Here is a 19569-nt window from a genome sequence, read left to right on the forward strand (position 1 = left end):
AATTTGCTTTAAGCGCACAGCGGTAGCACACTCGGCAAAAGCAAAAAATTAGCTTTTGTGCTTTTGCCTTTGGAGTGTGCCCATGTCTCGTCCAGCTTCGACCGGTGCCAGCCTGATCTTCCTGGCGCTTACCTTGCTCGGTTTTCTCGCCGCCTCCAGTGCGCCGACGCCGTTGTATCACCTCTATCAGGATCAGTTGCACTTTTCCCCGGCAGTGCTGACGCTGATTTTCGGTGTGTATGCGTTCAGTCTGTTGGCAGCCCTGCTGACTGTGGGTTCGCTGTCGGATTACCTGGGCCGCAAACCGGTTATTTTCGTCGCGTTGTTGCTCAACATGCTGGCGATGCTGCTGTTTATCAATGCTGACAGTGTCGCCTGGTTGATCAGCGCGCGGTTGATCCAAGGCTTTGCCACGGGCATGGCCACCAGTGTGCTGGGTGCGGCGTTGCTGGATTTCGATCGTCGGCAGGGTCCGTTGATCACCAGCATCGCACCGCTGTTGGGCATGGCATGCGGGGCGCTGGGTTGTGGCCTGTTGGCTGAGTACGCACCGTTGCCCCTGCAACTGACGTATTGGATTTTGCTGGGGTTGTTCCTCGCCCAGGCCCTTTACCTCTGGCGGCTGGCGGAGAGCGTCAGCCCACAAGCCGGCGCCTGGCAGTCCTTGCGCCCGACCTTGCATGTGCCGGTCCAGGCGCGAGGCGCCTTGTGGCTGATATTGCCATTGAACCTTGCGGCGTGGGCGGTGGGCGGCTTCTATTTGTCGCTGGCGCCTTCGCTGGTGCGGGCTGCGACGGGATCGACCTCCAACCTGATCGGCGGCGCGCTAGTGGCGGTGTTGACGCTCAGCGGTGCGTTGTCCATCTACACGCTGCGCAACCAGGGCGCAGACAAGATGTTGCGCCTGTCCGCAAGTCTCCTGGTCATCGGCCTGACGCTGGTGCTGGTCGCGGTGCACGGGGGCAGCTTGCCGTTGTTCTTCGTCGGCACGCTGGTCACCGGCAGCGGTTTCGGCGCCGGGTTCCTTGGAGCCTTGCGCAGCATCATGCCCCTGGCATTGCCCCATGAGCGAGCCGGTTTGATGTCGGCATTCTACGTCCTCAGCTATCTGGCGTTCAGCTTGCCGTCGCTGCTGGCCGGGAACCTGACGCGGGTGTTCGGGTTGATCCCCACCACGGATGGTTATGGCGCTGTGCTGATCGTGTTGTCGGCTGCTGCGTTGTTGGGTTTGTTGCGCCAGCCTGGGAAAAGAGCAGACGTTGGCGTTCGGCCTTGAAGGCTTGGATTGCAGGCGCCGCTGTCGGTTGATTTGCGCTAGCCTTGGCGTCTCAATTTTCATGGACCGATCCCTTTGAAAATCATCCGCAGCAAATCCTTCACCGGCGAGCGCGCGTGGGCCGCGCTGGATATCGCCAACATGAACGGCATCACCACGCGCCTGCACTGGACCGATCAGCCGTACAAGTGGCACATCAATGACGGGCAGGAAGTCTTCGTGGTGCTCGATGGGCAAGTGCAGATGTGCTATCGGGAAGAGGGCGTCGTAAAAGAGGTCCTGCTGGGAGTGGGAGATATTTTCTACGCCTCGGTGGGTGCCGAGCACGTGGCCAAGCCGTTGGGCGAAGCGAGAGTCCTGGTGATCGAGACCGAAGGCAGCGTCTGACTTATTTGCAAAACCGATAACAGATAGAGAAATTACCCGTTATATAGATATTCGATTCGGCTCTAGCATGGCTCCACCTCATCCGGGGAAGGAGTTCGCCATGACATGCTGTGCTGCTAAAAGCCGTTTGCGTCCATTGAGCCATTTGCCCAGGCCGCTGGAGGCTATCCGCCAATTCACGCCGAACTGGTTTGCCGTGGTAATGGGTACTGGCGTATTGGCCTTGGCCCTGGCGCAGTGGCCGGCGAACATGCCCGGCCTGCGTGCCGTGGGCGAAGGCTTGTGGTTGTTCAACATGGTTTTGTTCGTCGTGTTCTCCGGAATGTACACGGCCCGTTGGCTGTTGTTCTTCGATGAGGCGCGACGGATCTTTGGCCATTCAACCGTGTCGATGTTTTTTGGCACCATTCCCATGGGCCTGGCCACGATCATCAATGGCTTCCTCGTGTATGGGCTGCCGCGTTGGGGCGACGGTGTGGTGCCGTTGGCCGAGGCGTTATGGTGGATCGACGTGGCAATGTCGCTGGCTTGTGGCGTGCTGATTCCATTCCTGATGTTCACCCGTCAAGTGCATCGGATCGACCAGATGACTGCGGTATGGCTGTTGCCGGTGGTGGCCGCCGAAGTTGCCGCCGCCAGTGGCGGGCTGTTGGCACCGCATCTGGCAGACGTTCATGCGCAACTGGTGATGCTGGTGACGAGCTACGTACTCTGGGCATTTTCCCTACCGGTAGCGTTCAGCATCCTGACGATCCTGCTGTTGCGCATGGCCCTGCATAAATTGCCCCACGAAAACATGGCCGCCTCGAGCTGGCTAGCCCTTGGCCCCATTGGCACCGGCGCCCTGGGCATGCTTTTGCTGGGCAGTGATGCACCGCTGATCTTTACCGCAAACGGCCTGCCCGGCGTGGGCGAAATCGCCGCCGGCCTGGGCTTGGTCGCCGGTATCACACTGTGGGGCTTGGGATTCTGGTGGATGCTGATGGCGCTGCTGATCACCGCGCGCTATCTACGGGCCGGGATTCCCTTCAACCTTGGCTGGTGGGGTTTTACCTTTCCCTTGGGTGTGTATGCGCTGACCACGCTGAAGCTGGCGGAGGTGTTGCACCTGGGTTTTTTCAGCCTGTTTGGAGGCGTGTTGGTGGCGATGCTGGTGGTGATGTGGCTGATCGTCGGACGGCGTACCGTGCTGGGCGCCTGGCACGGCGAGTTGTTTGTGTCGCCGTGCATTGCGGGGCTGGCGAAATAATCGCTAAAGACAGGTAATGTGTGGCCTGGATCAAAAAACGTAATTCCAATAAGCGTCCACGCCACTCAGGAACATGGAAGATGAGTCACCCTTCGCAGTTCACCTTGCTTCGCACGCGGCGTTTCCTGCCGTTCTTCATCACGCAGTCCCTGGGCGCGTTCAACGACAACATTTTCAAGCAGTCGCTGATCCTCGCCATCCTCTACAAATTGACCATCGAAGGCGATCGCTCGATCTGGGTCAACCTCTGTGCACTGCTGTTCATCCTGCCGTTTTTTCTGTTCTCGGCGCTGGCGGGGCAGTTTGGGGAAAAGTTCGCCAAGGATGCGTTGATTCGCCTGATCAAACTCGGCGAAATCGTCATCATGACGGTCGGCGCGGTGGGCTTCGTATCCGATCATCTGTCGCTGATGCTGCTGGCGCTGTTCGCCATGGGCACGCATTCGGCGCTGTTCGGCCCCGTGAAGTATTCGATCCTGCCGCAAGCGTTGCGCGAGGACGAGTTGGTTGGCGGCAACGGCCTGGTGGAAATGGGCACGTTCCTGGCCATTCTTGCCGGTACCATCGGTGCCGGGATCATGATGTCCTCGGCCCATTACGCCCCCGTGGTGTCGACCGCGATCATCGGCGTCGCCGTGCTCGGTTACCTGGCCAGCCGCAGCATACCGCGAGCCGCGGCGGCCTCGCCGCAAATGCGCCTGAACTGGAATATTTTCAGCCAGTCCTGGGCGACCCTGAAGCTGGGGCTGGGACAAACCCCGGCGGTGTCTCGTTCGATTGTCGGCAACTCCTGGTTCTGGTTCGTCGGGGCGATTTACCTGACGCAGATCCCGGCCTACGCCAAGGAATGGATGCACGGCGATGAAACCGTGGTGACCTTGATCCTGACGGTTTTTTCGGTGGGGATCGCCCTGGGTTCGATGCTCTGCGAGAAGTTGTCCGGGCGCAAAGTGGAGATCGGCCTGGTGCCGTTCGGTTCGTTCGGTTTGACGGTGTTCGGGCTGTTGCTGTGGTGGCATTCCGGCGCAATTCCTGACAGTGTCGATGGCCATGGTTGGCTGCAGGTGCTCGGCTTCGGTCACGCCTGGCTGGTGTTGATCGACATCCTCGGCCTGGGTGTGTTTGGCGGTTTCTACATCGTGCCGCTGTACGCGTTGATCCAGTCGCGCACCGTCGAAAACGAACGGGCGCGGGTGATCGCCGCCAACAACATCCTCAATGCGTTGTTCATGGTGGTTTCGGCCATTGTCTCCATCGTATTGCTGAGCCTGGCCAAACTGTCGATCCCGCAACTGTTCCTGGTGGTGTCGCTGTTGAACATCGGCGTCAACGCCTACATCTTCAAGATCGTTCCAGAGTTCAGCATGCGTTTCATGATCTGGCTGCTGAGCCATTCCATGTACCGCGTCGAGCATCGCAACCTGGAAGCGATTCCGGATGAAGGTGCGGCGCTGTTGGTGTGCAATCACGTGTCCTTTGTCGATGCCTTGCTGATTGGCGGTGCGGTGCGTCGGCCGATTCGCTTCGTGATGTACTACAAGATCTACAACCTGCCGGTGCTGAATTTCATTTTCCGCACCGCCGGAACGATCCCCATCGCCGGGCGCCAGGAAGACATTCATATCTACGAAAAGGCTTTCACCCGAATCGCTCAGTACCTGAAGGACGGTGAGCTGGTGTGCATCTTCCCTGAAGGAAAATTGACCGCTGACGGTGAGATCAATGAGTTCAAGAGCGGGCTGACACGCATCCTCCAGGAAACCCCGGTGCCGGTGATTCCCCTGGCGTTGCAGGGGCTGTGGGGGAGTTTCTTCAGCCGTGATCCACGCAAGGGCGTGTTCCGCCGGTTCTGGTCGCGGATTACCCTGGTGGCGGGTTCGGCGGTTGCGGTGGAGGGGGCGACACCTTCGAAGTTGCAGGCGGTGGTGGGAGAGTTGCGCGGGGCAGTTAGATAGCCTGCGAGCTATAGACTAATCGCGAGCTGGCTCGCTCGCACAGTGGACCGCGTCGAACTCGGTCAAAATGTGGGAGCGAGCCTGCTCGCGATAGCGATAGTGGCCTTAAGCGCTGATCTTGAGCCCGATCAGCCCGGCAACGATCAACGCCACGCTCGCCAACCGAACCGGCGCCATCGATTCACCAAACAGAATGATCCCGGCAATCACAGTGCCCACGGCCCCGACTCCGGTCCAGATCGCATAGGCTGTGCCCAGGGGCAATTGCTTCACTGCCAGGCCGAGCAGGCCCAGGCTGATCACCATGGCGGCAATCGTCAGTGCAGTGGGAAGAGGGCGGCTGAAACCGTCGGTGTACTTCAGGCCGACGGCCCAGCCGACTTCGAACAGGCCGGCAAAAAACAGAATGATCCAGGACATCACGTACCTCCATCGATGGATGGGGTCGTCCCCGGATTAACACTTGATCGACAGGCATGATCGAGTGGCGGGGCCGTCCCCGCGCTCGATTGATAGAGTGCCCATTATTGACCACTCGATCAAGTCTGCTTACTCGGCGGTTTGCCGGGCGGCGAGGGCGTCGCGGTCCTGTTTTTCGCTCATGCGGCGGAAATAGGTCGAGAGCAGGGCCCCGGAAATGTTGTGCCAGACGCTGAACAGCGCGCTGGGCACTGCCGCCAGCGGGGAAAAGTGTGCACTGGCCAACGCCGCGCCCAGGCCGGAGTTCTGCATGCCCACTTCCAGTGCCAGGGATTTACGCTGGGCCAGCGGCAGCTTGAACAGATGCCCAGTGAAATAGCCCAGCAAAAAGCCGAAGCTATTGTGTAACATCACCACGGCCATGATCAGCAGCCCCGATTCGGCAATCTTCGCCTGGCTGGCGGCAACGACGGCGGTCACGATGATGACGATGCTCACCACCGACACCAGTGGCAACACCTCCACAGCATGACGGACCTTGTTCCCCAGCAGCCGTTGCGCCACCACGCCCAGCACGATGGGCAGCAGCACCACTTGCAGGATCGACCAGAACAACTCCATGAACGACACCGGCAGCCAGGCCGAGGCCAGCAGCCAGATCAGCGCCGGGGTCAGCAGTGGTGCGAGCAAGGTGGTGACGGCGGCGATGGCCACCGACAAGGCCAGGTCGCCGCGGGCCAGCCAGGTCATGACGTTCGACGAGGTGCCGCTCGGGCAGCAGCCCACCAGGATCACGCCGACGGCGATTTCCGGCGGCAAATGGAAAACTTGGCAGAGCAACCACGCCACGCCTGGCATGATCACGAAATGAGCGACCACGCCCAAGGCCACGCGCCATGGGTGACGCGCGACTTCGGCGAAATCATCGAGCTTGAGGGTCAGGCCCATGCCAAACATCACCAGCCCTAGCAACGGCACAATGGCGCTTTTCAAACCGATGAACCAGGCCGGTTGCAGAAACGCCACGATGGCGAAAATCAGAACCCAGTAAGCGAAGGTATTGCCGACAAAGCGGCTCAATGCAGCCAATGCGCGCATGACCTGATCCTTATTATTGATAAACCACAAATATAAATGTGGGAGCGGGCTTGCTCGCGAAAGCGGGGCATCAGTCAACTATCAACTGACTGACACACCGCCTTCGCGAGCAAGCCCGCTCCCACAGGTTAATCACCAACCTTTAGATCCCCTGCGGAATCTCTTCCCCGCCCAACGCTTCAACCAGCGCCGGCAAGAATTCGCCGAACGTCAACATCATCAACGTGAAGCTGGCGTCCAACTGGCCGAGGGCTTCGTCGCCGCCGTCCTGCTCTGCCTGGTCTTGCAGCAGGTCTTCGAACTTCAGGCGCTTGACCACCATCTTGTCGTCGAGCACGAAGGACAGCTTGTCCTGCCAGGCCAGCGACAACTGGGTCACCACCTTGCCGGTGTTCAAGTGCAGCTGGATTTCGTCGCTGGTCAGGTCTTGACGCTTGCAGCGCACAATGCCGCCGTCTTCGTGGGTGTCGCGCAGTTCGCATTCGTCCAGCACGAAGAAGTCGTCGGCGGCTTTCTGGGTCTTGACCCAGTCGGTCATGGTGGCGGTCGGGGCCATTTTCACCGTGAGCGGGCGCACCGGCAGCGAGCCGATGACTTCGCGCAGGGTCGACAGCAGGTCTTCGGCGCGTTTCGGGCTGGCCGAATTCACCAGGATCAGGCCCTGTTTCGGCGCGATGGCGGCGAAGGTGGACGAGCGGCGAATGAATGCACGTGGCAGGAACGCCTGGATGATTTCATCCTTGAGCTGGTCCCGTTCCTTTTTATAGACCTTGCGCATTTGCTCGGCCTCGATCTCTTCGACCTTTTCCTTCAAGGCGTCGCGCACGACGCTGCCAGGCAGGATGCGTTCTTCCTTGCGAGCGGCGATCAGCAGGAAATCCTGGCTGATATGCACCAATGGCGCGTCTTCGCCTTTGCCAAACGGCGCGACGAAACCGTAAGTGGTCAACTCCTGGCTTGCACATGGACGCGCCAGTTTGCTGGCCAGTGCAGTTTCCAACGCCTCGGCATCAAAAGGCAGATCTTGGGTCAGGCGATAGATAAGCAGGTTTTTGAACCACATGGGGTGAGTCTCTCCTTTATACAAAGGGGGGCATTATTCTCTTCGCGGCGCGATAGGCCAACCCTTCGCTAAGCCTTTGGAAGGCCTGAAAAAATTAATTTAAAAAGTGCTTGCCAGCTTAAAGGCTGCTCCGTAGAATGCGCGCCACACCGAAAGCGAAGGGTGATTAGCTCAGCTGGGAGAGCGTCTGCCTTACAAGCAGAATGTCGGCGGTTCGATCCCGTCATCACCCACCATTCGTTAACAGTGTTACGCGCAGCGGTAGTTCAGTCGGTTAGAATACCGGCCTGTCACGCCGGGGGTCGCGGGTTCGAGTCCCGTCCGCTGCGCCATATTCGGTTATCTGGAACGCTGAACGCCAGGTGACCACGGAAAGCCCGCTAATGCGGGCTTTTTGCTGTTTGCAGTTCCTGCGGTGCGCAGCTCTTCATTCTTTTTTTGCTGAATTTTTAATTAAATCAGCACGTTACGAAAAACTGTGAGAGAATGCGCCCCGCATCGAAAGTGAAGGGTGATTAGCTCAGCTGGGAGAGCGTCTGCCTTACAAGCAGAATGTCGGCGGTTCGATCCCGTCATCACCCACCAAGCTTTCAATGTTACGCGCAGCGGTAGTTCAGTCGGTTAGAATACCGGCCTGTCACGCCGGGGGTCGCGGGTTCGAGTCCCGTCCGCTGCGCCATCTTCGATGACCTGGAACACTGAACGCCAGGTTGCCAACAAAAAGCCCGCTCAATCGAGCGGGCTTTTTGCTGTCTGGCGTTTGCCGTTTACCTACTGCTCGGCGTTACGGCTGTGACGGTAATCGCTGACCGCTTCATACACCGCTTTGCGCAAACGGTTGATGCCGCCGATGGGGCGATGGGCCTCAATGCCGAACCAAGGGTTGAAGGACTGGTTGTCGCAAGCCAGGTTCAGCTTGGGCGTATCGAAGTCCTGAGGCGGCACCTTGACGCGCGCTACCGTCTCGAACGGGGCGTCGCTTTCTTGCCATTCAATGCTGGTGTCTTCGATGGGCATGTACTTGCTCGGATCCTGGCGCTGGATCTGCAGAACAAAACATGCCGGCACCCGATCTGTGGATAACTGTTGGGCCAGGGCGCTGCGCAAGAAATTTGGCAGGTCCTGGTTTTGCGCCGGCAGGGTATAGGCCGGGCAGCTGTCCGGGTCTGGCGCGACACGGAACTTGGCGTTGGCTTCACCGAACTTGTAGGGCGATACGGAAAAGTACGTGGTCTGGGTCGGACTGGCCGGTGGCGGCGAGAGGGTCGCCAGGGCGATGAACAAATGGCGGATCTGCCAGCTGCGCGGATCCACGCTCGGAAAGAAAGCCAGTGCTTTTTTTCCATCGGCTTGCGCGGCCACATTCTGACGATATTCGGCGACATCGCTGACGAAGAAGTTCGGATGATTGAACATCACGAAGTCCTGTTCGCCTTGCGACTGGCGCTCTTCCAGCAATTGCTTGCCCGGCAAGTTCAGCAGTTTGATGGCCATTCCGCGGGCATCGCGCAGGCTGTCGAACTGTGGATAAGCATTGCCGTTGGACAGACGTATGGTCGCTTGCCAGACCTTGCCCGGCTCGGCGAAAACCCCTTGGCGCAACGGCGCCGGCAAGTCGTTCGGCACTGTGACCTCGGCGATGACGCAACCGTGCGCCTTGGCATGGGCGTCCCGCAGATAGCGGGTCCCTTCGCGGTGTTGGTCGACGATGCGAATGGCGGTCTGGATGATGTCCCGGGTCATGGTTGCTTCGCCGGGAGGTACTTGTTCTTTGTCCGGGACCGGGCCGCTGTGTTGCCAGGCGAACCATGCCGCGGCCAGCGCCCAGCCCAGTAGCCCGAGGCCCAGCAGCCACAGGAATGTCTTGGCCAAAAAAGCGCCGAGGCGCAGCCAGAGCGTGATCAGCATGCAAACATCCTTTTACCTGTGGGGGTGATCATCAAAGTTGCGATTCCAGCGGCCCGCCCAGCACTTTTAAATATTCCAGCAGGGCCCAGCGTTCCTGCGGTTGCAGCAGGCGGCCAATCACGCCGTTGCCGCGTTCACCGGCGCGGAATTCATGTCCACTGTTGTGGTTGCCGGTGATCCGGGTATCGAAGAGAAAACCGTTGGTAAAGGCTTCGGTACGGTAGCCCAAGTGGCGTGGATCGTATTCGAAGCTTCCTTTATAGAAAGTGGTCGCTCGCTCGTCCTGGGGTGAGAGCAATTGATAGATCGTCGGCACCGAGCCGTTATGCAGGAACGGCGGCGTGGCCCAGACGCCCGCCAGCGGCCTGGCCTTGTAGGCGCGCAGTTCGCGCACGCCGATGGGCAGGCCGAAACCGTCCAAGGCCGGGCGCTCTGCCGGGGTGACGCCGGCGTCGCGGTAAGCGCGGTTTTCAACGAATGCGGTGACGTAGGCCAGGGCTTTGGCGACCGAGAGCTGGCTCATGTCCAGCGGTTGCGTCGGCGTCGGATGCAGTTGCACTTCCAGCTTCGCCAACTCGGCCGGATCCCATTGCAGGCTGGTCAGGTCGAAGCGATGGTCAGCGATGTTGTTGGCGGCGCCCGGGTCGGTGCCGATCAATTGCACGGGCAGCATGTGCAATTGCTGGACGGGCCTGTCAGGCCCCTGGACCACCTTCGGCACGTGGCAGCCGGCGCAGTTTTCGGTGAACAAGGCGCGGCCCTTGGCGGCCAGGGGTTTATCGATCGAGCCCAAAAGTGCTTCCGGCCATACGGGCGGCTTGAGCAGTTGCAGGGTTTCTTCGATCTTGTTCAGGTCGCGCACGCGCACGCTGGAAGGATAACGCGCGTCGCCCCGCAACGGTTTGCCCTGGGCATCGAAGAAATTCAGCGTGGCGCCGACACCGAGTGCCTCGCCCACGTTGCGCGCCATCGGCTGCTGCGCCGAGCCATTCCATTGCACCCAGTCGAATGTCCAGATTTCCCACAATTGCGGGTAATCCACCGGTGCGTTGGCGACCCGGTAGTTTTCTGCCGAAATGGCGTCGCCAAAACTGGCGTTGGCAATGCGGCCGAAGGCGTCAGTACGGCCAGGGCCTTCTTGCGTGGGGTATAGGCCGCGGTGGGTATCATTCCAGGCCACCCGCAGGAACGTATCCAGAGAGGCCTTGAAAGCTGTGCGCAACGCCTCGTGGCCGCTGTCGTAATCCTTGCCCAGTACCTGGCGGGCGAAACGTTCGAATTTCCAGGGGTTGTAGTAAGTGGACGCCAGGCTGGCGACCAGTGCCTGTCCGAAACTGCCTCCGCGCAATGTAGGAACACTGGAAGGCAGAACGTGTTGAGCCGACCCGCCATCGATTCGTATCGCCTGGCCCTTGAAGCGCAATTCGCCGGTGTGGCAAGCGGCGCAAGTGATATCCAGGAATTGGTCGTTGCTGCCCGGGTTCTGGTGCCGTGCGAAACCTACCGGCAAATTGCCGGGATTGCCGGGCGAAGCTTTCTGCGCCGGGTCGACCAGGAAACCGAAACGCGCCAGGTACTCAGGCGCAGCGAAGCGCTGTTGCGAAAACGGCAGTTCGAGGGCCGTGAACCATTCGTAGCGCAGGCCTTTGACCTGTGTGCCCTGGGGCGTGAAGTAATACGTCTGGCGCTCGGCGGCGCTCCATTGATCCAGGTAATGCACCTGTTCGACGGGGGTATAGAACGGCAATCGCGGATTGGCGATGTAATAAAGCACCACGGCCACGACAACGATCAGCAGCGCGAGGAGCAGCAAAAGAATGCGAGAGAGAAGGCGCACGGTAACGTCCTTGTTTTGTTGATATGCACTTATGCCTCAGTGCCGCGCGGCGGGCAAGTGGCCATTACCTGCGGCTTGGAGGGCAGCGGCAATTTGTCCCTGTACGTAACGGATGACAGATGCTTCATCCGCCCAGCCGTAAAAAGCGTTTGCGGACCTGAACTTATCCTCACTTTGTGGCTCACATGCCGGTAGCCATTGGTCGTGGCCGCCTGATAAGCTCGCGGCTTTACTCGATTGCCCTTTAGGCGCATGAACAAGGAAATAGCATGAAACAGCATCGGTTGGCGGCGGCGGTAGCCCTGGTTGGCCTGGTACTCGCGGGTTGCGACTCGCAGACCAGCGTAGAGCTGAAAACCCCGGCGCAGAAAGCTTCCTACGGTATCGGCCTGAACATGGGCAAAAGCCTGGCTCAGGAAGGTATGGATGACCTGGACTCCAAGGCAGTCGCCCAGGGCATCGAAGATGCCGTCGGCAAGAAGGAACAGAAGCTGAAAGACGACGAACTGGTCGAGGCCTTTGCCGCACTGCAAAAACGTGCCGAAGAGCGCATGGCCAAGATGAGCGAAGAGTCGGCAGCTGCCGGCAAGAAATTCCTCGAGGAAAACGGCAAGAAAGCCGGTGTCACCACCACCGCTTCCGGCCTGCAGTACGAAGTGGTCAAGAAAGCCGACGGCCCACAGCCTAAGCCGACCGATGTCGTGACTGTTCACTACACCGGCAAGCTGACCAACGGCACCGTGTTCGACAGCTCCGTTGAACGTGGCAGCCCGATCGATCTGCCGGTCAGCGGCGTGATTCCGGGTTGGGTCGAAGGTCTGCAACTGATGCACGTCGGTGAGAAGTACAAGCTGTACATCCCGAGCGACCTGGCCTACGGCGCCCAGAGCCCGAGCCCGGCCATCCCCGCCAACTCGGTTCTGGTATTCGACCTGGAGCTGCTGGCCATCAAGGATCCGGCAAAAGAAGACGCAGCCAAGTAATTGCGTCTGCTATAACGACAACGCCTCGCTTATGCGGGGCGTTGTTGCATCCGGGCGGTGGAAATATCAAAAAAACCGAACGCACAACGCAGGCGGCAGTCATAGGCAATACAGGCGCTGTGCTAGACGCAGTCAGCCGATCAAGTCAATGAAATGTTGGGTTTTTTTATGTGAGTAAAAAACGCCCGATTTAAGCCTGGCCCTTATGGAACGGGGGCTACAGCGCTGAAACGCAGCTCTGTTCACAAGGTTATCCACAATTTGTGTGGATAACATTTCAGTGGGAGAAAAAATGAACGCACCGTGGAATTTTGCGCGATTCCTGCCCTTGGCAGGGCGTCTGCTGGCCCGCGGTCGATTGCCGACGTTGTTGTTTGCCGTCGCCAGCAAGGGGGCCCGGGAAGGCGGTCGGCTGGGTAAGCTCAAGGAGGACCTGCGTTTGTTGCAGGCCCTGTGCCTGGCCTACTGGCGCGGCGAATACCGGGCGGTGAGTGCCAAGTCGATGCTTTCGGTGGTGGCGGGGCTCATGTATTTCCTCAGTCCCCTGGATGCGATTCCGGACATCCTGCCGATGTTCGGCATGTTCGATGACATCGCAGTGCTGGCATGGGTCATGAAGACCCTCGACGTCGAACTCGACGCGTTTCGCGCCTGGCGTTATCGTCAATCCCCCGAGAAGCTTGCCCGGGTTGAACGACTTCCCGATACCCCGGAACAACTCCAACACCAAGGTCGGGAAAAGCCCTGATCCTGCGCCTCTTGCCCCAGACAATTCATCACCCGCGACCTTAGCCGGTATTAGGATTACACTTCCAAGGAAAAAGGCTGACTCGCTAAGTGTTTTTGTCCTACGGGGTAGACATGGATATTCAGATAATCACCCGCGACGGAGAGCCCGAATACGCGGTTTTGCCGTGGGAGCAGTACCAGTCGTTGTTGAAGGCAGCAGGCATCGAACAAGCCCCACCGCGTGAAGCGACAGTCCGTCACGCGGCGGCCCCGGGTCAGGTTCTCCCTGGCCTGGATCAATTACGCAGTTTGCGCGAAGGGAAGGGCATCGCCATCGAGGCGCTGGCCCGCACGGTAGGTATCAGCCCGTCATATCTGGCCTTGATCGAGAGCGGCGAGCGACAGCCCGATGCCGCGATTCGGCGCAGTCTGGCCTGGGAACTGACGGTGCCGGGTTGGAGGGAAGAATCGTGAGCGTACGCATCAGTCGGCAGCATTGGGATGGGTTACTGGGGGAGTTGGACCAGGCGCGCCGCCAGCGCCACCTATTGACGTACCGCGCGTTGCTGGAACGCTTGCAGCTTCCCAGCCCTGCCATGCAGACCTTGACTGCGGCCCTTGAACACCTGGCGGCGCTGGATGCCCGGGCGGAACAACCGCTACGCAGCTCACTGGTCATCAGCCAGGGCGCCAGCCGTTTACCGCGCACCGGGTTCTTCGAGTGCGTTGAGCGCCTCGGTCGTTTTTCCGGGCCTTCCGATGGCGTGGCCGCCGCTTCCTGGCACGCTTCTGAAGTGGTCCGGGTATTTGAATACGAATACCCCGAGTCGGCGGAGGCCTGAGTGCTCTGGCGGATCAAGGCTCGGCTCGGCTACTGGCTGGCGCGACGGTTGTTTCATTGGCAATGGTTTGTCCGCCAACCTCGCGGCTGGGCCTGGCTCGAGGGCCAGTTCTCGCGCATGGCGAACCTGGGCGACGTCGGTGCGCAAAGTTTTTACGGGCACATCCTGACGTTTCGTGGCCAGGGGCTGGGCGCCCGCGAAGAAGGGGTTCGCCTGCTGCGGCTGGCGGCACTGGCGGGCGACGGCAAGGCCGCTTACCAGGTCGGTGTGATCAGCCTGGCCGGTACGGCCAGCAAGGCGCCGGATCCGGTCGAAGCGGCACGCTGGTGGACCTTGGCAGCGAAGGCCGGGCATCCGCTGGCTGAAATCAAGCTCAAGTCGCTCGATGCCCGTAACCCGTAGGGCAATTAGCGAATCGCCCTACGCCCGCTGCTTCTTTCGCTGACTTTTTTCCTCATCGATCCCCGGCACAGTCTCGCGCTTCCTGAGCGCTGCGAGACGTCTGCCCATGTCCGACCGTTTTTTCCTGCTGGCCCTTGATCGAGCCGTGTCCCAATGGACCCGATAAGCCGTATCGAGCAGGAACTCGACAGTTTCCCAGGCACCTTGTCGATCTACCGCGAGCAGCTCGAACGCTGGTATAGCCAGGCCGCGGACCGGGCCAGCCATCTAGTCGACTTGCCCTCGCTGATGGGCATGGAACGGTTGATCCGTTTCGGCGACAGCAGCACCGCCGTCAGCACCGGTGATGATGATTTCCTCTCTACCGTCGTTCGCTGCCCGCAAGGCGGGGTGATGACCATCGAGAGCAAATTCGAGTCGGTGTATGACATTCCGCTGGGCGACATCGTGGTGGATGTCGTCGCGGTGGACAGCGGCGAGATCACGCCAGTCAAGCTCGATGCCCAGGGCATCGGGACTTTCGAGGGGGAAGCGGGCCGGTTCTATCAGGTTCATGTCCAGGGCGAAGTTTCATCCGCACAAATCAACAGCCTGTTTTCTTCCTACGATGGCCTGAGCATTGAGCTGACGGACTGGTTACGTGGTGAGTGGCAGGGCTTCAAGCCGCAGTGGGCGCAGCAATCATTAGCGACCTCGGCGGCAGCGGTGGGCAACGGGCTGCTCGCCGGCAGTTGGGCAGCGATCGAAGGGGTGTGGGACAGCATTGGCCTGCTGTCGGACATCCTCAAGGACCCTGGTCAATTTATTGAGCGTTTGGGCGCCAGCGCTGCTCAGTTGCAAAAGCTCGCGCTGGACACGCCACTGGTCATGGCGAAGCTGCAATTGCTGGCCAGTGACGAAGCCGCGTTATGCCTGCTGGTGCGCACCGCCAGTCTCTGGCTGGACATGTTGCCGCCTAGCGAGGTGGCCGGCGAAGCGGCCGAAGCCTTATCGACTGTGGCGGTGCAGCTGCTGATCGATCTGTTGATCGGTGTGGTCTTGACCTTCACCGGGGCGGCTACCGGCGTGGCGTATTTGTCGATGCGCTTGGGGCATGTGGGCGTGCGGCTGCTGAACGCCATGCAGCGTTTTATCAGCGCGATGTTCGCGGTGGTCAACGGCTTCATGACCTATGTGGATCGCTACAAGACCGTAGCGGCCCGGGGGATCGCGGCCGGAGTTAAAAAGGGGCGTATGCAGCTTCGCTGGGACGCGCAGCGCAATACCACACTGAAAAAAGACGAATCCTACGTCGACGCGCCCAAACAATCGAAAAACCCCAACGGCGACAGCGCCGACATCGCAGCCCGGACCCAAACCAGCGGTTGCCCGGTGTCGATGGTCACCGGCGAAGAACTGCTGACCCTCGAGGACGGCACGCTCGATGGTCGGCTGCCGTTTGTCTTCACCCGCCTGTACCGCACCAGCGCCGTGGACCTGGACGTTGGGCTCGGACGCGGCTGGAGCCATGCCCTGGCCCATCGCTTGGAGCTGGAGGGCGAGCAGGTCATCTGGGTCGACCAGGAAAACCGCCGCACCCCGTTTCCACTGCCCGATACCCGGCGTCCGGCGATCCACAACAGCCTGGCCCGCGCCGCGATTTACTTAGGGGCCGAGCCGGACGAGCTGATCATCGCCCAGCCCGGCGAGCAGGCACCTTTCCTACATTTTCGCGACGGTCGTCTGACCGCCCTCAGTGATCGGTACGACAACCGCCTGACGATCCAGCGCAACCTCCACGGCGACATCAGCCGCCTCGACAACGGTGCCGGACGCGCCCTGCGGCTGCGTTACGAGCAGCGTCAGCTGATCGCCGTGGATTATCAATCCTTCCACCCAGCCGCCAGCCTGGATGAAGCCTGGCGTACCGAACAGACCCTGGCGTCCTACCGCTACGACGGACGTTCCCGACTGATCGAAGCGACCAACGCCGTCGGTGAAAGCGAGCGCTACGACTACGACGACCAGCACGTCATCCTCCAGCGGCAACTGGCCGGCGGGGCCAGCTTCTACTGGGAATGGCAGGGCGCCGGGCGGGCGGCTCGTTGCGTGCGGCACTGGGCCTCGTTCGCGCAGATGGACAGCCGCTACACCTGGGGCGAGGACGGTCGTGTCACGGTCCAGCACCTCGACGGCAGCCAGCAAGTGTATGTCCACGACGACCGGGCGCGGCTGGTGCGCCAGGTCGAACCCGATGGCGGCGAGCACCTCAAGGCGTACGACGAACAGGGCCGGTTGATTGCCGAGCAGGATCCGCTGGGCGCCGTCACCGAATACCGCTACGACGAAGTCGGGCGACTGGTGGCGCTGATTCCGCCCATCGATGAGCCCACGTCCTACGAATACCGCAACGGTTTCCTGCACAGCCGTTCACGCGGCAAAGCCGTGTGGACCTACCGGCGCAACGCCCAAGGCGATGTGACCGCAACCGTCGATCCTGATGGGCAACGTACCGCTTATGGCTACGACGCCCATGGGCAATTGCTGTTTATCCGTTACCCCGACGGCGGCGAACACCGCTTCATCAGGAATCGCCTGGGCCAGCTGACGGAAGAAATCCTGCCCGATGGCGGACGCTGGTGTTTTTCCTACGACGCCCTGGGACGGCTGCTGACCCGCCAGGACGAACACGGTGCCCTTACCCATTACCGATGGGACGCGGTAGGGCGAATGCTTCAGGTGACCTTGCCGACCGGCGCGACCCGGGCCTGGAGCTACAACGCCTACGGCAAGGTCACCAGCGAGCGCGACGAACTGGGGCGCGTCACCCGTTACGAATACGCCGACGACCTGCACCTGATCAGCCGCCGCCTCAACCCCGACGGCACTGAGCTGAAGTATCGCTACGACTCGGCAAGGCTGTTGCTGACCGAGATCGAAAACGAATCCGGCGAAAAATACCGGCTGGACTACACGCCCAACGGTTTGATCCGACAGCAGATCGGCTTCGACGGCCAACGCACCGCCTACGCCTATGACCTCAACGGCCATTTGCTGGAAAAAACCGAGCACGGCGAAGACGGTTCCCTGCGCGCCACGCACTACCAGCGCGACGCAACCGGGCGACTGCTGCTCAAGACCCTGCCCGACGGCCAGGCGATCGAGTACCGCTACGACCGGCTCGGCCGGCTGGTGCATGTCGATGACGGCACGGACCATCCGCTGGCCTTCGAGTACGACGCCCAGGACCGACTGATCACCGAGCACCAGGGCTGGGGCACCCTGCGCTATGGCTACGACGCCTGCGGACGGCTCAACCACCTGCGCCTGCCGGACCACAGCAAGCTCGACTATCACCACGCCCGAGGCGGTGCGCTGACTGCCATCGACCTGAACGGCGCACGGCTCACCGAGCACCAGATGCGCGGCGGTCGCGAACTGGAGCGCCAGCAGGGCCTGGTGCTCAGCCGGTACGACTACGACGAACAAGGCCGGCTCAAGGCCCAAACGGTGTGGCAGCACCAGGAGCAATTGTTCTGGCGCGATTATGCCTACAGCGCCAAGGGCAACCTTGAAACCCTTTCCGACAACCGCAACCGCCGCAATTACCGGTACGACCCGCTGGATCGCCTGATCCGCATCGACTATTCCCACACCGAGCCGCCGGAACACTTCGCCCACGACCCGGCCGGCAACCTGCTGATACAGGATCTCCCCGGCCCGACCACCCTCAAGGGCAACCGTCTGTTGAGGGAGGGCGACCGCCACTACGACTACGACGCCTACGGCAATCTGGTCCGCGAGCGCCGCGGCACCGCCCCCAGCCTCGTCACCGAATACCGCTACGACAGCCAGCACCGGCTGATCGGCGTCACCACGGCGGACGGTCGCGAAACGTCCTACCGCTACGACGCCTTTGGCCGACGCATCAGCAAGACCGTGGACGACCTGACCACCGAATTTTTCTGGCAGGGCGACCAAGTCGTCGCCGAAAGCAGCCCACGCCACCACCGCAGCTACCTCTACGAACCCGGCACCTTCCGCCCGCTGGCCATGCTCGACGGCAAAGGCCTCAACGCCTGCCCGTTCTACTACCACCTCGACCACCTGGGCACGCCCCAGGAACTGACCAACTACGGTGGCCAGGTTGTCTGGTCGGCGCGCTACAACGGCTATGGAAAAACCACCGAACTGACTCATGGCGGCGGCGAACAACTCGAACAACCGCTGCGCTTCCAAGGCCAATACCTCGACCCGGAAAGCGGCCTGCACTACAACCGGCACCGCTACTACAATCCCGAGACCGGTCGTTACTTGACGCCTGACCCGAGCAAGTTGGCGGGTGGGCTTAACGGGTATCGGTACACGGTGAACCCGACGGGGTGGGTGGATCCGTTGGGGTTGGCATGCAAGTGCCCTGGCGATGTCGAGGCTGATGGGCCGTTCAGCGAGATTGTCCCGGGGGGAGGGTTGGCTGCTCATGAGGCTCGAGGTGGGCATTTGATTGAAAAGCATATTGGTAGAACAGATGCACAGCTAGCCCAAAGACTAGAGGTAGAGCCACGTATTCCAGCAGCTTCTACGTTCCCTGATCGGCCTACTGCTGAGTTGTCAGCAGCGAGGGCATTGGCGGCAAATGAATCGAAAGTCGAAAAATTCTTAGCCAGTACGAAAGAAAAGACGACTATTAGGCACACTTTCACCCAGCCAGTGGGAGTCAGCTTGCTAAATGGGGGAGCTGACTATCTGCCAGCCTCAAAGGTATTACTAGTTTTGAAAAAAGACCAACAAAGACCATTGGGGTATTTTTTACTAACAGGATTTCCGGAAGTATGAATACAGAATTTCCTGAGTTACATGATTTTTTCGGGGCTTATTTTCATCAAGATTGGCCCGCTGAGTATGGAACGGTTGAGGAAGTCCTCGACGCTTTCCTAGCAGAGTCTGATGTTGACGATTTGAGGGCTGTTCAACAAGAAGTCAATATCCTACTCGAGAGGAGGAAGGGTGAATTGGAGTTGAGGACGTATTTATTGAGAGAACTGAGTTGTTATTACAGCTACTGGAACGCATGGGAGACGGGTGAGGCATGGTTGCGCCATATTGCTCGCAGACTGAGTTCTGAAATTGACAAACGCAACTGAGTTCTTAGTCAACACGCCACCAAACTGCTTTTGTGGAGGGAGATCCCGCCGCGTCTTCGACGCTGCGCTGTCGCGCAGCAAACAGTTCATCGTAAATTGGAAGAACGCGCGCGGGGCAAAGGCCGTAACCAGCACTGGTGTGTCAGCACCCGAGAGGGAGAGTGACCTGCACGGTATCGGCGTGGAGTCGTTGATGGCACGGCCAGGCCGTGACCTCGTATAAGAGAGTGAATCCTTTCGCCACCGTGTACCCCGCGCGCGTCATTCAATCCTGCGAGGAATTGCCATGGCGCGCAA

At 60.2% G+C, this 19569-nt stretch carries 16 protein-coding genes and 4 tRNA genes; 15 read left to right on the forward strand and 5 right to left on the reverse strand.

What is annotated here, in order from left to right; translation table 11 throughout:
• Nucleotides 1-82 precede the first annotated feature (82 nt).
• The 4 genes from AD663_RS06430 to AD663_RS06445 all read left to right on the forward strand — a co-directional run bounded on the left by AD663_RS06430 (nt 83) and on the right by AD663_RS06445 (nt 4867).
• Nucleotides 83-1276 carry an MFS transporter gene (locus AD663_RS06430; protein ID WP_053213450.1) on the forward strand — a complete coding sequence of 398 codons (1194 nt, stop codon included), beginning with the start codon at nt 83-85 and terminating at the stop codon, nt 1274-1276.
• A gap of 75 nt (nt 1277-1351) precedes the next feature.
• On the forward strand, nt 1352-1663 hold the full coding sequence (locus tag AD663_RS06435; protein ID WP_003179056.1) for a cupin: 312 nt from the start codon (nt 1352-1354) through the stop codon (nt 1661-1663).
• A 100-nt stretch (nt 1664-1763) separates the two neighbouring features.
• The gene (locus AD663_RS06440) at nt 1764-2912 is read left to right on the forward strand and encodes a TDT family transporter (RefSeq protein ID WP_003179057.1); all 1149 of its coding nucleotides are present in this window, start codon (nt 1764-1766) and stop codon (nt 2910-2912) included.
• 80 nt (nt 2913-2992) lie between these two features.
• On the forward strand, nt 2993-4867 hold the full coding sequence (locus tag AD663_RS06445) for an MFS transporter (RefSeq protein WP_053213451.1): 1875 nt from the start codon (nt 2993-2995) through the stop codon (nt 4865-4867).
• Between the two features lie 105 nt (nt 4868-4972).
• Here AD663_RS06445 and sugE read toward each other — a convergent pair whose 3' ends face one another.
• The 3 genes from sugE to rdgC form a co-directional block, all read right to left on the reverse strand.
• A complete protein-coding gene (gene sugE, locus AD663_RS06450; protein ID WP_003179061.1) occupies nt 4973-5287 on the reverse strand; it encodes a quaternary ammonium compound efflux SMR transporter SugE in 315 nt (104 codons plus the stop codon).
• A 129-nt stretch (nt 5288-5416) separates the two neighbouring features.
• Nucleotides 5417-6385 carry a bile acid:sodium symporter family protein gene (locus AD663_RS06455; protein WP_003179062.1) on the reverse strand — a complete coding sequence of 323 codons (969 nt, stop codon included), beginning with the start codon at nt 6383-6385 and terminating at the stop codon, nt 5417-5419.
• Between the two features lie 142 nt (nt 6386-6527).
• A complete protein-coding gene (gene rdgC, locus AD663_RS06460; protein ID WP_003179064.1) occupies nt 6528-7448 on the reverse strand; it encodes a recombination-associated protein RdgC in 921 nt (306 codons plus the stop codon).
• A 160-nt stretch (nt 7449-7608) separates the two neighbouring features.
• Here rdgC and AD663_RS06465 point away from each other — a divergent pair.
• The 4 genes from AD663_RS06465 to AD663_RS06480 all read left to right on the forward strand — a co-directional run bounded on the left by AD663_RS06465 (nt 7609) and on the right by AD663_RS06480 (nt 8127).
• Nucleotides 7609-7684 (forward strand) — tRNA-Val (locus AD663_RS06465).
• A gap of 19 nt (nt 7685-7703) precedes the next feature.
• A tRNA-Asp gene (locus tag AD663_RS06470) sits at nt 7704-7780 on the forward strand.
• A gap of 177 nt (nt 7781-7957) precedes the next feature.
• Nucleotides 7958-8033: transfer RNA gene (locus AD663_RS06475), tRNA-Val, on the forward strand.
• Between the two features lie 17 nt (nt 8034-8050).
• A tRNA-Asp gene (locus AD663_RS06480) sits at nt 8051-8127 on the forward strand.
• Nucleotides 8128-8219: 92 nt separating this feature from the next.
• Here the strand turns inward: AD663_RS06480 and AD663_RS06485 are convergent.
• Nucleotides 8220-9356 (reverse strand): catalase family protein, encoded by a 1137-nt coding sequence (locus tag AD663_RS06485; RefSeq protein ID WP_053213452.1) that lies wholly within the window; start codon nt 9354-9356, stop codon nt 8220-8222.
• Between the two features lie 31 nt (nt 9357-9387).
• The gene (locus tag AD663_RS06490) at nt 9388-11193 is read right to left on the reverse strand and encodes a di-heme-cytochrome C peroxidase (protein WP_053213453.1); all 1806 of its coding nucleotides are present in this window, start codon (nt 11191-11193) and stop codon (nt 9388-9390) included.
• Between the two features lie 269 nt (nt 11194-11462).
• Here AD663_RS06490 and AD663_RS06495 point away from each other — a divergent pair, with 269 nt between their 5' ends.
• From AD663_RS06495 to AD663_RS06525, 7 genes are all read left to right on the forward strand, one after another.
• The gene (locus tag AD663_RS06495) at nt 11463-12176 is read left to right on the forward strand and encodes an FKBP-type peptidyl-prolyl cis-trans isomerase (protein WP_053213454.1); all 714 of its coding nucleotides are present in this window, start codon (nt 11463-11465) and stop codon (nt 12174-12176) included.
• Between the two features lie 292 nt (nt 12177-12468).
• Nucleotides 12469-12924, forward strand: coding sequence for a YkvA family protein (locus AD663_RS06500; protein ID WP_003179072.1), 456 nt, complete (start codon nt 12469-12471; stop codon nt 12922-12924).
• 113 nt (nt 12925-13037) lie between these two features.
• Nucleotides 13038-13379 (forward strand): helix-turn-helix domain-containing protein, encoded by a 342-nt coding sequence (locus tag AD663_RS06505; RefSeq protein WP_003179073.1) that lies wholly within the window; start codon nt 13038-13040, stop codon nt 13377-13379.
• Complete coding sequence (locus AD663_RS06510) at nt 13376-13747, forward strand: hypothetical protein (protein ID WP_003179080.1); 372 nt, start codon at nt 13376-13378, stop codon at nt 13745-13747. Before AD663_RS06505 ends, AD663_RS06510 begins: the two co-directional genes overlap by 4 nt.
• Complete coding sequence (locus AD663_RS06515) at nt 13748-14149, forward strand: sel1 repeat family protein (protein ID WP_003179081.1); 402 nt, start codon at nt 13748-13750, stop codon at nt 14147-14149. It begins immediately after the preceding gene.
• A 153-nt stretch (nt 14150-14302) separates the two neighbouring features.
• Nucleotides 14303-18964, forward strand: a complete 4662-nt coding sequence (locus AD663_RS06520; protein ID WP_053213455.1) for an RNase A-like domain-containing protein — start codon at nt 14303-14305, stop codon at nt 18962-18964.
• Complete coding sequence (locus AD663_RS06525; protein ID WP_053213456.1) at nt 18961-19272, forward strand: contact-dependent growth inhibition system immunity protein; 312 nt, start codon at nt 18961-18963, stop codon at nt 19270-19272. The genes AD663_RS06520 and AD663_RS06525 overlap by 4 nt, the downstream gene beginning before the upstream one ends.
• Nucleotides 19273-19569: the final 297 nt, after the last annotated feature.

The sequence above is a fragment of the Pseudomonas sp. Q12-87 genome, from assembly GCF_001269755.1.
GTDB classification, from domain to species: domain Bacteria; phylum Pseudomonadota; class Gammaproteobacteria; order Pseudomonadales; family Pseudomonadaceae; genus Aquipseudomonas; species Aquipseudomonas fluorescens_S.

Bases quoted from the DNA above. Each gene is read 5' to 3' on its own strand.
- AD663_RS06430 (WP_053213450.1), top strand. From the start codon at position 83: ATGTCTCGTCCAGCTTCGACCGGTGCCAGCCTGATCTTCCTGGCGCTT.
- AD663_RS06440 (WP_003179057.1), top strand. From the start codon at position 1,764: ATGACATGCTGTGCTGCTAAAAGCCGTTTGCGTCCATTGAGCCATTTG.
- AD663_RS06445 (WP_053213451.1), top strand. From the start codon at position 2,993: ATGAGTCACCCTTCGCAGTTCACCTTGCTTCGCACGCGGCGTTTCCTG.
- sugE (WP_003179061.1), bottom strand. From the start codon at position 5,287: ATGTCCTGGATCATTCTGTTTTTTGCCGGCCTGTTCGAAGTCGGCTGG.
- AD663_RS06455 (WP_003179062.1), bottom strand. From the start codon at position 6,385: ATGCGCGCATTGGCTGCATTGAGCCGCTTTGTCGGCAATACCTTCGCT.
- rdgC (WP_003179064.1), bottom strand. From the start codon at position 7,448: ATGTGGTTCAAAAACCTGCTTATCTATCGCCTGACCCAAGATCTGCCT.
- AD663_RS06485 (WP_053213452.1), bottom strand. From the start codon at position 9,356: ATGCTGATCACGCTCTGGCTGCGCCTCGGCGCTTTTTTGGCCAAGACA.
- AD663_RS06495 (WP_053213454.1), top strand. From the start codon at position 11,463: ATGAAACAGCATCGGTTGGCGGCGGCGGTAGCCCTGGTTGGCCTGGTA.
- AD663_RS06500 (WP_003179072.1), top strand. From the start codon at position 12,469: ATGAACGCACCGTGGAATTTTGCGCGATTCCTGCCCTTGGCAGGGCGT.
- AD663_RS06505 (WP_003179073.1), top strand. From the start codon at position 13,038: ATGGATATTCAGATAATCACCCGCGACGGAGAGCCCGAATACGCGGTT.
- AD663_RS06520 (WP_053213455.1), top strand. From the start codon at position 14,303: ATGGACCCGATAAGCCGTATCGAGCAGGAACTCGACAGTTTCCCAGGC.
- AD663_RS06525 (WP_053213456.1), top strand. From the start codon at position 18,961: ATGAATACAGAATTTCCTGAGTTACATGATTTTTTCGGGGCTTATTTT.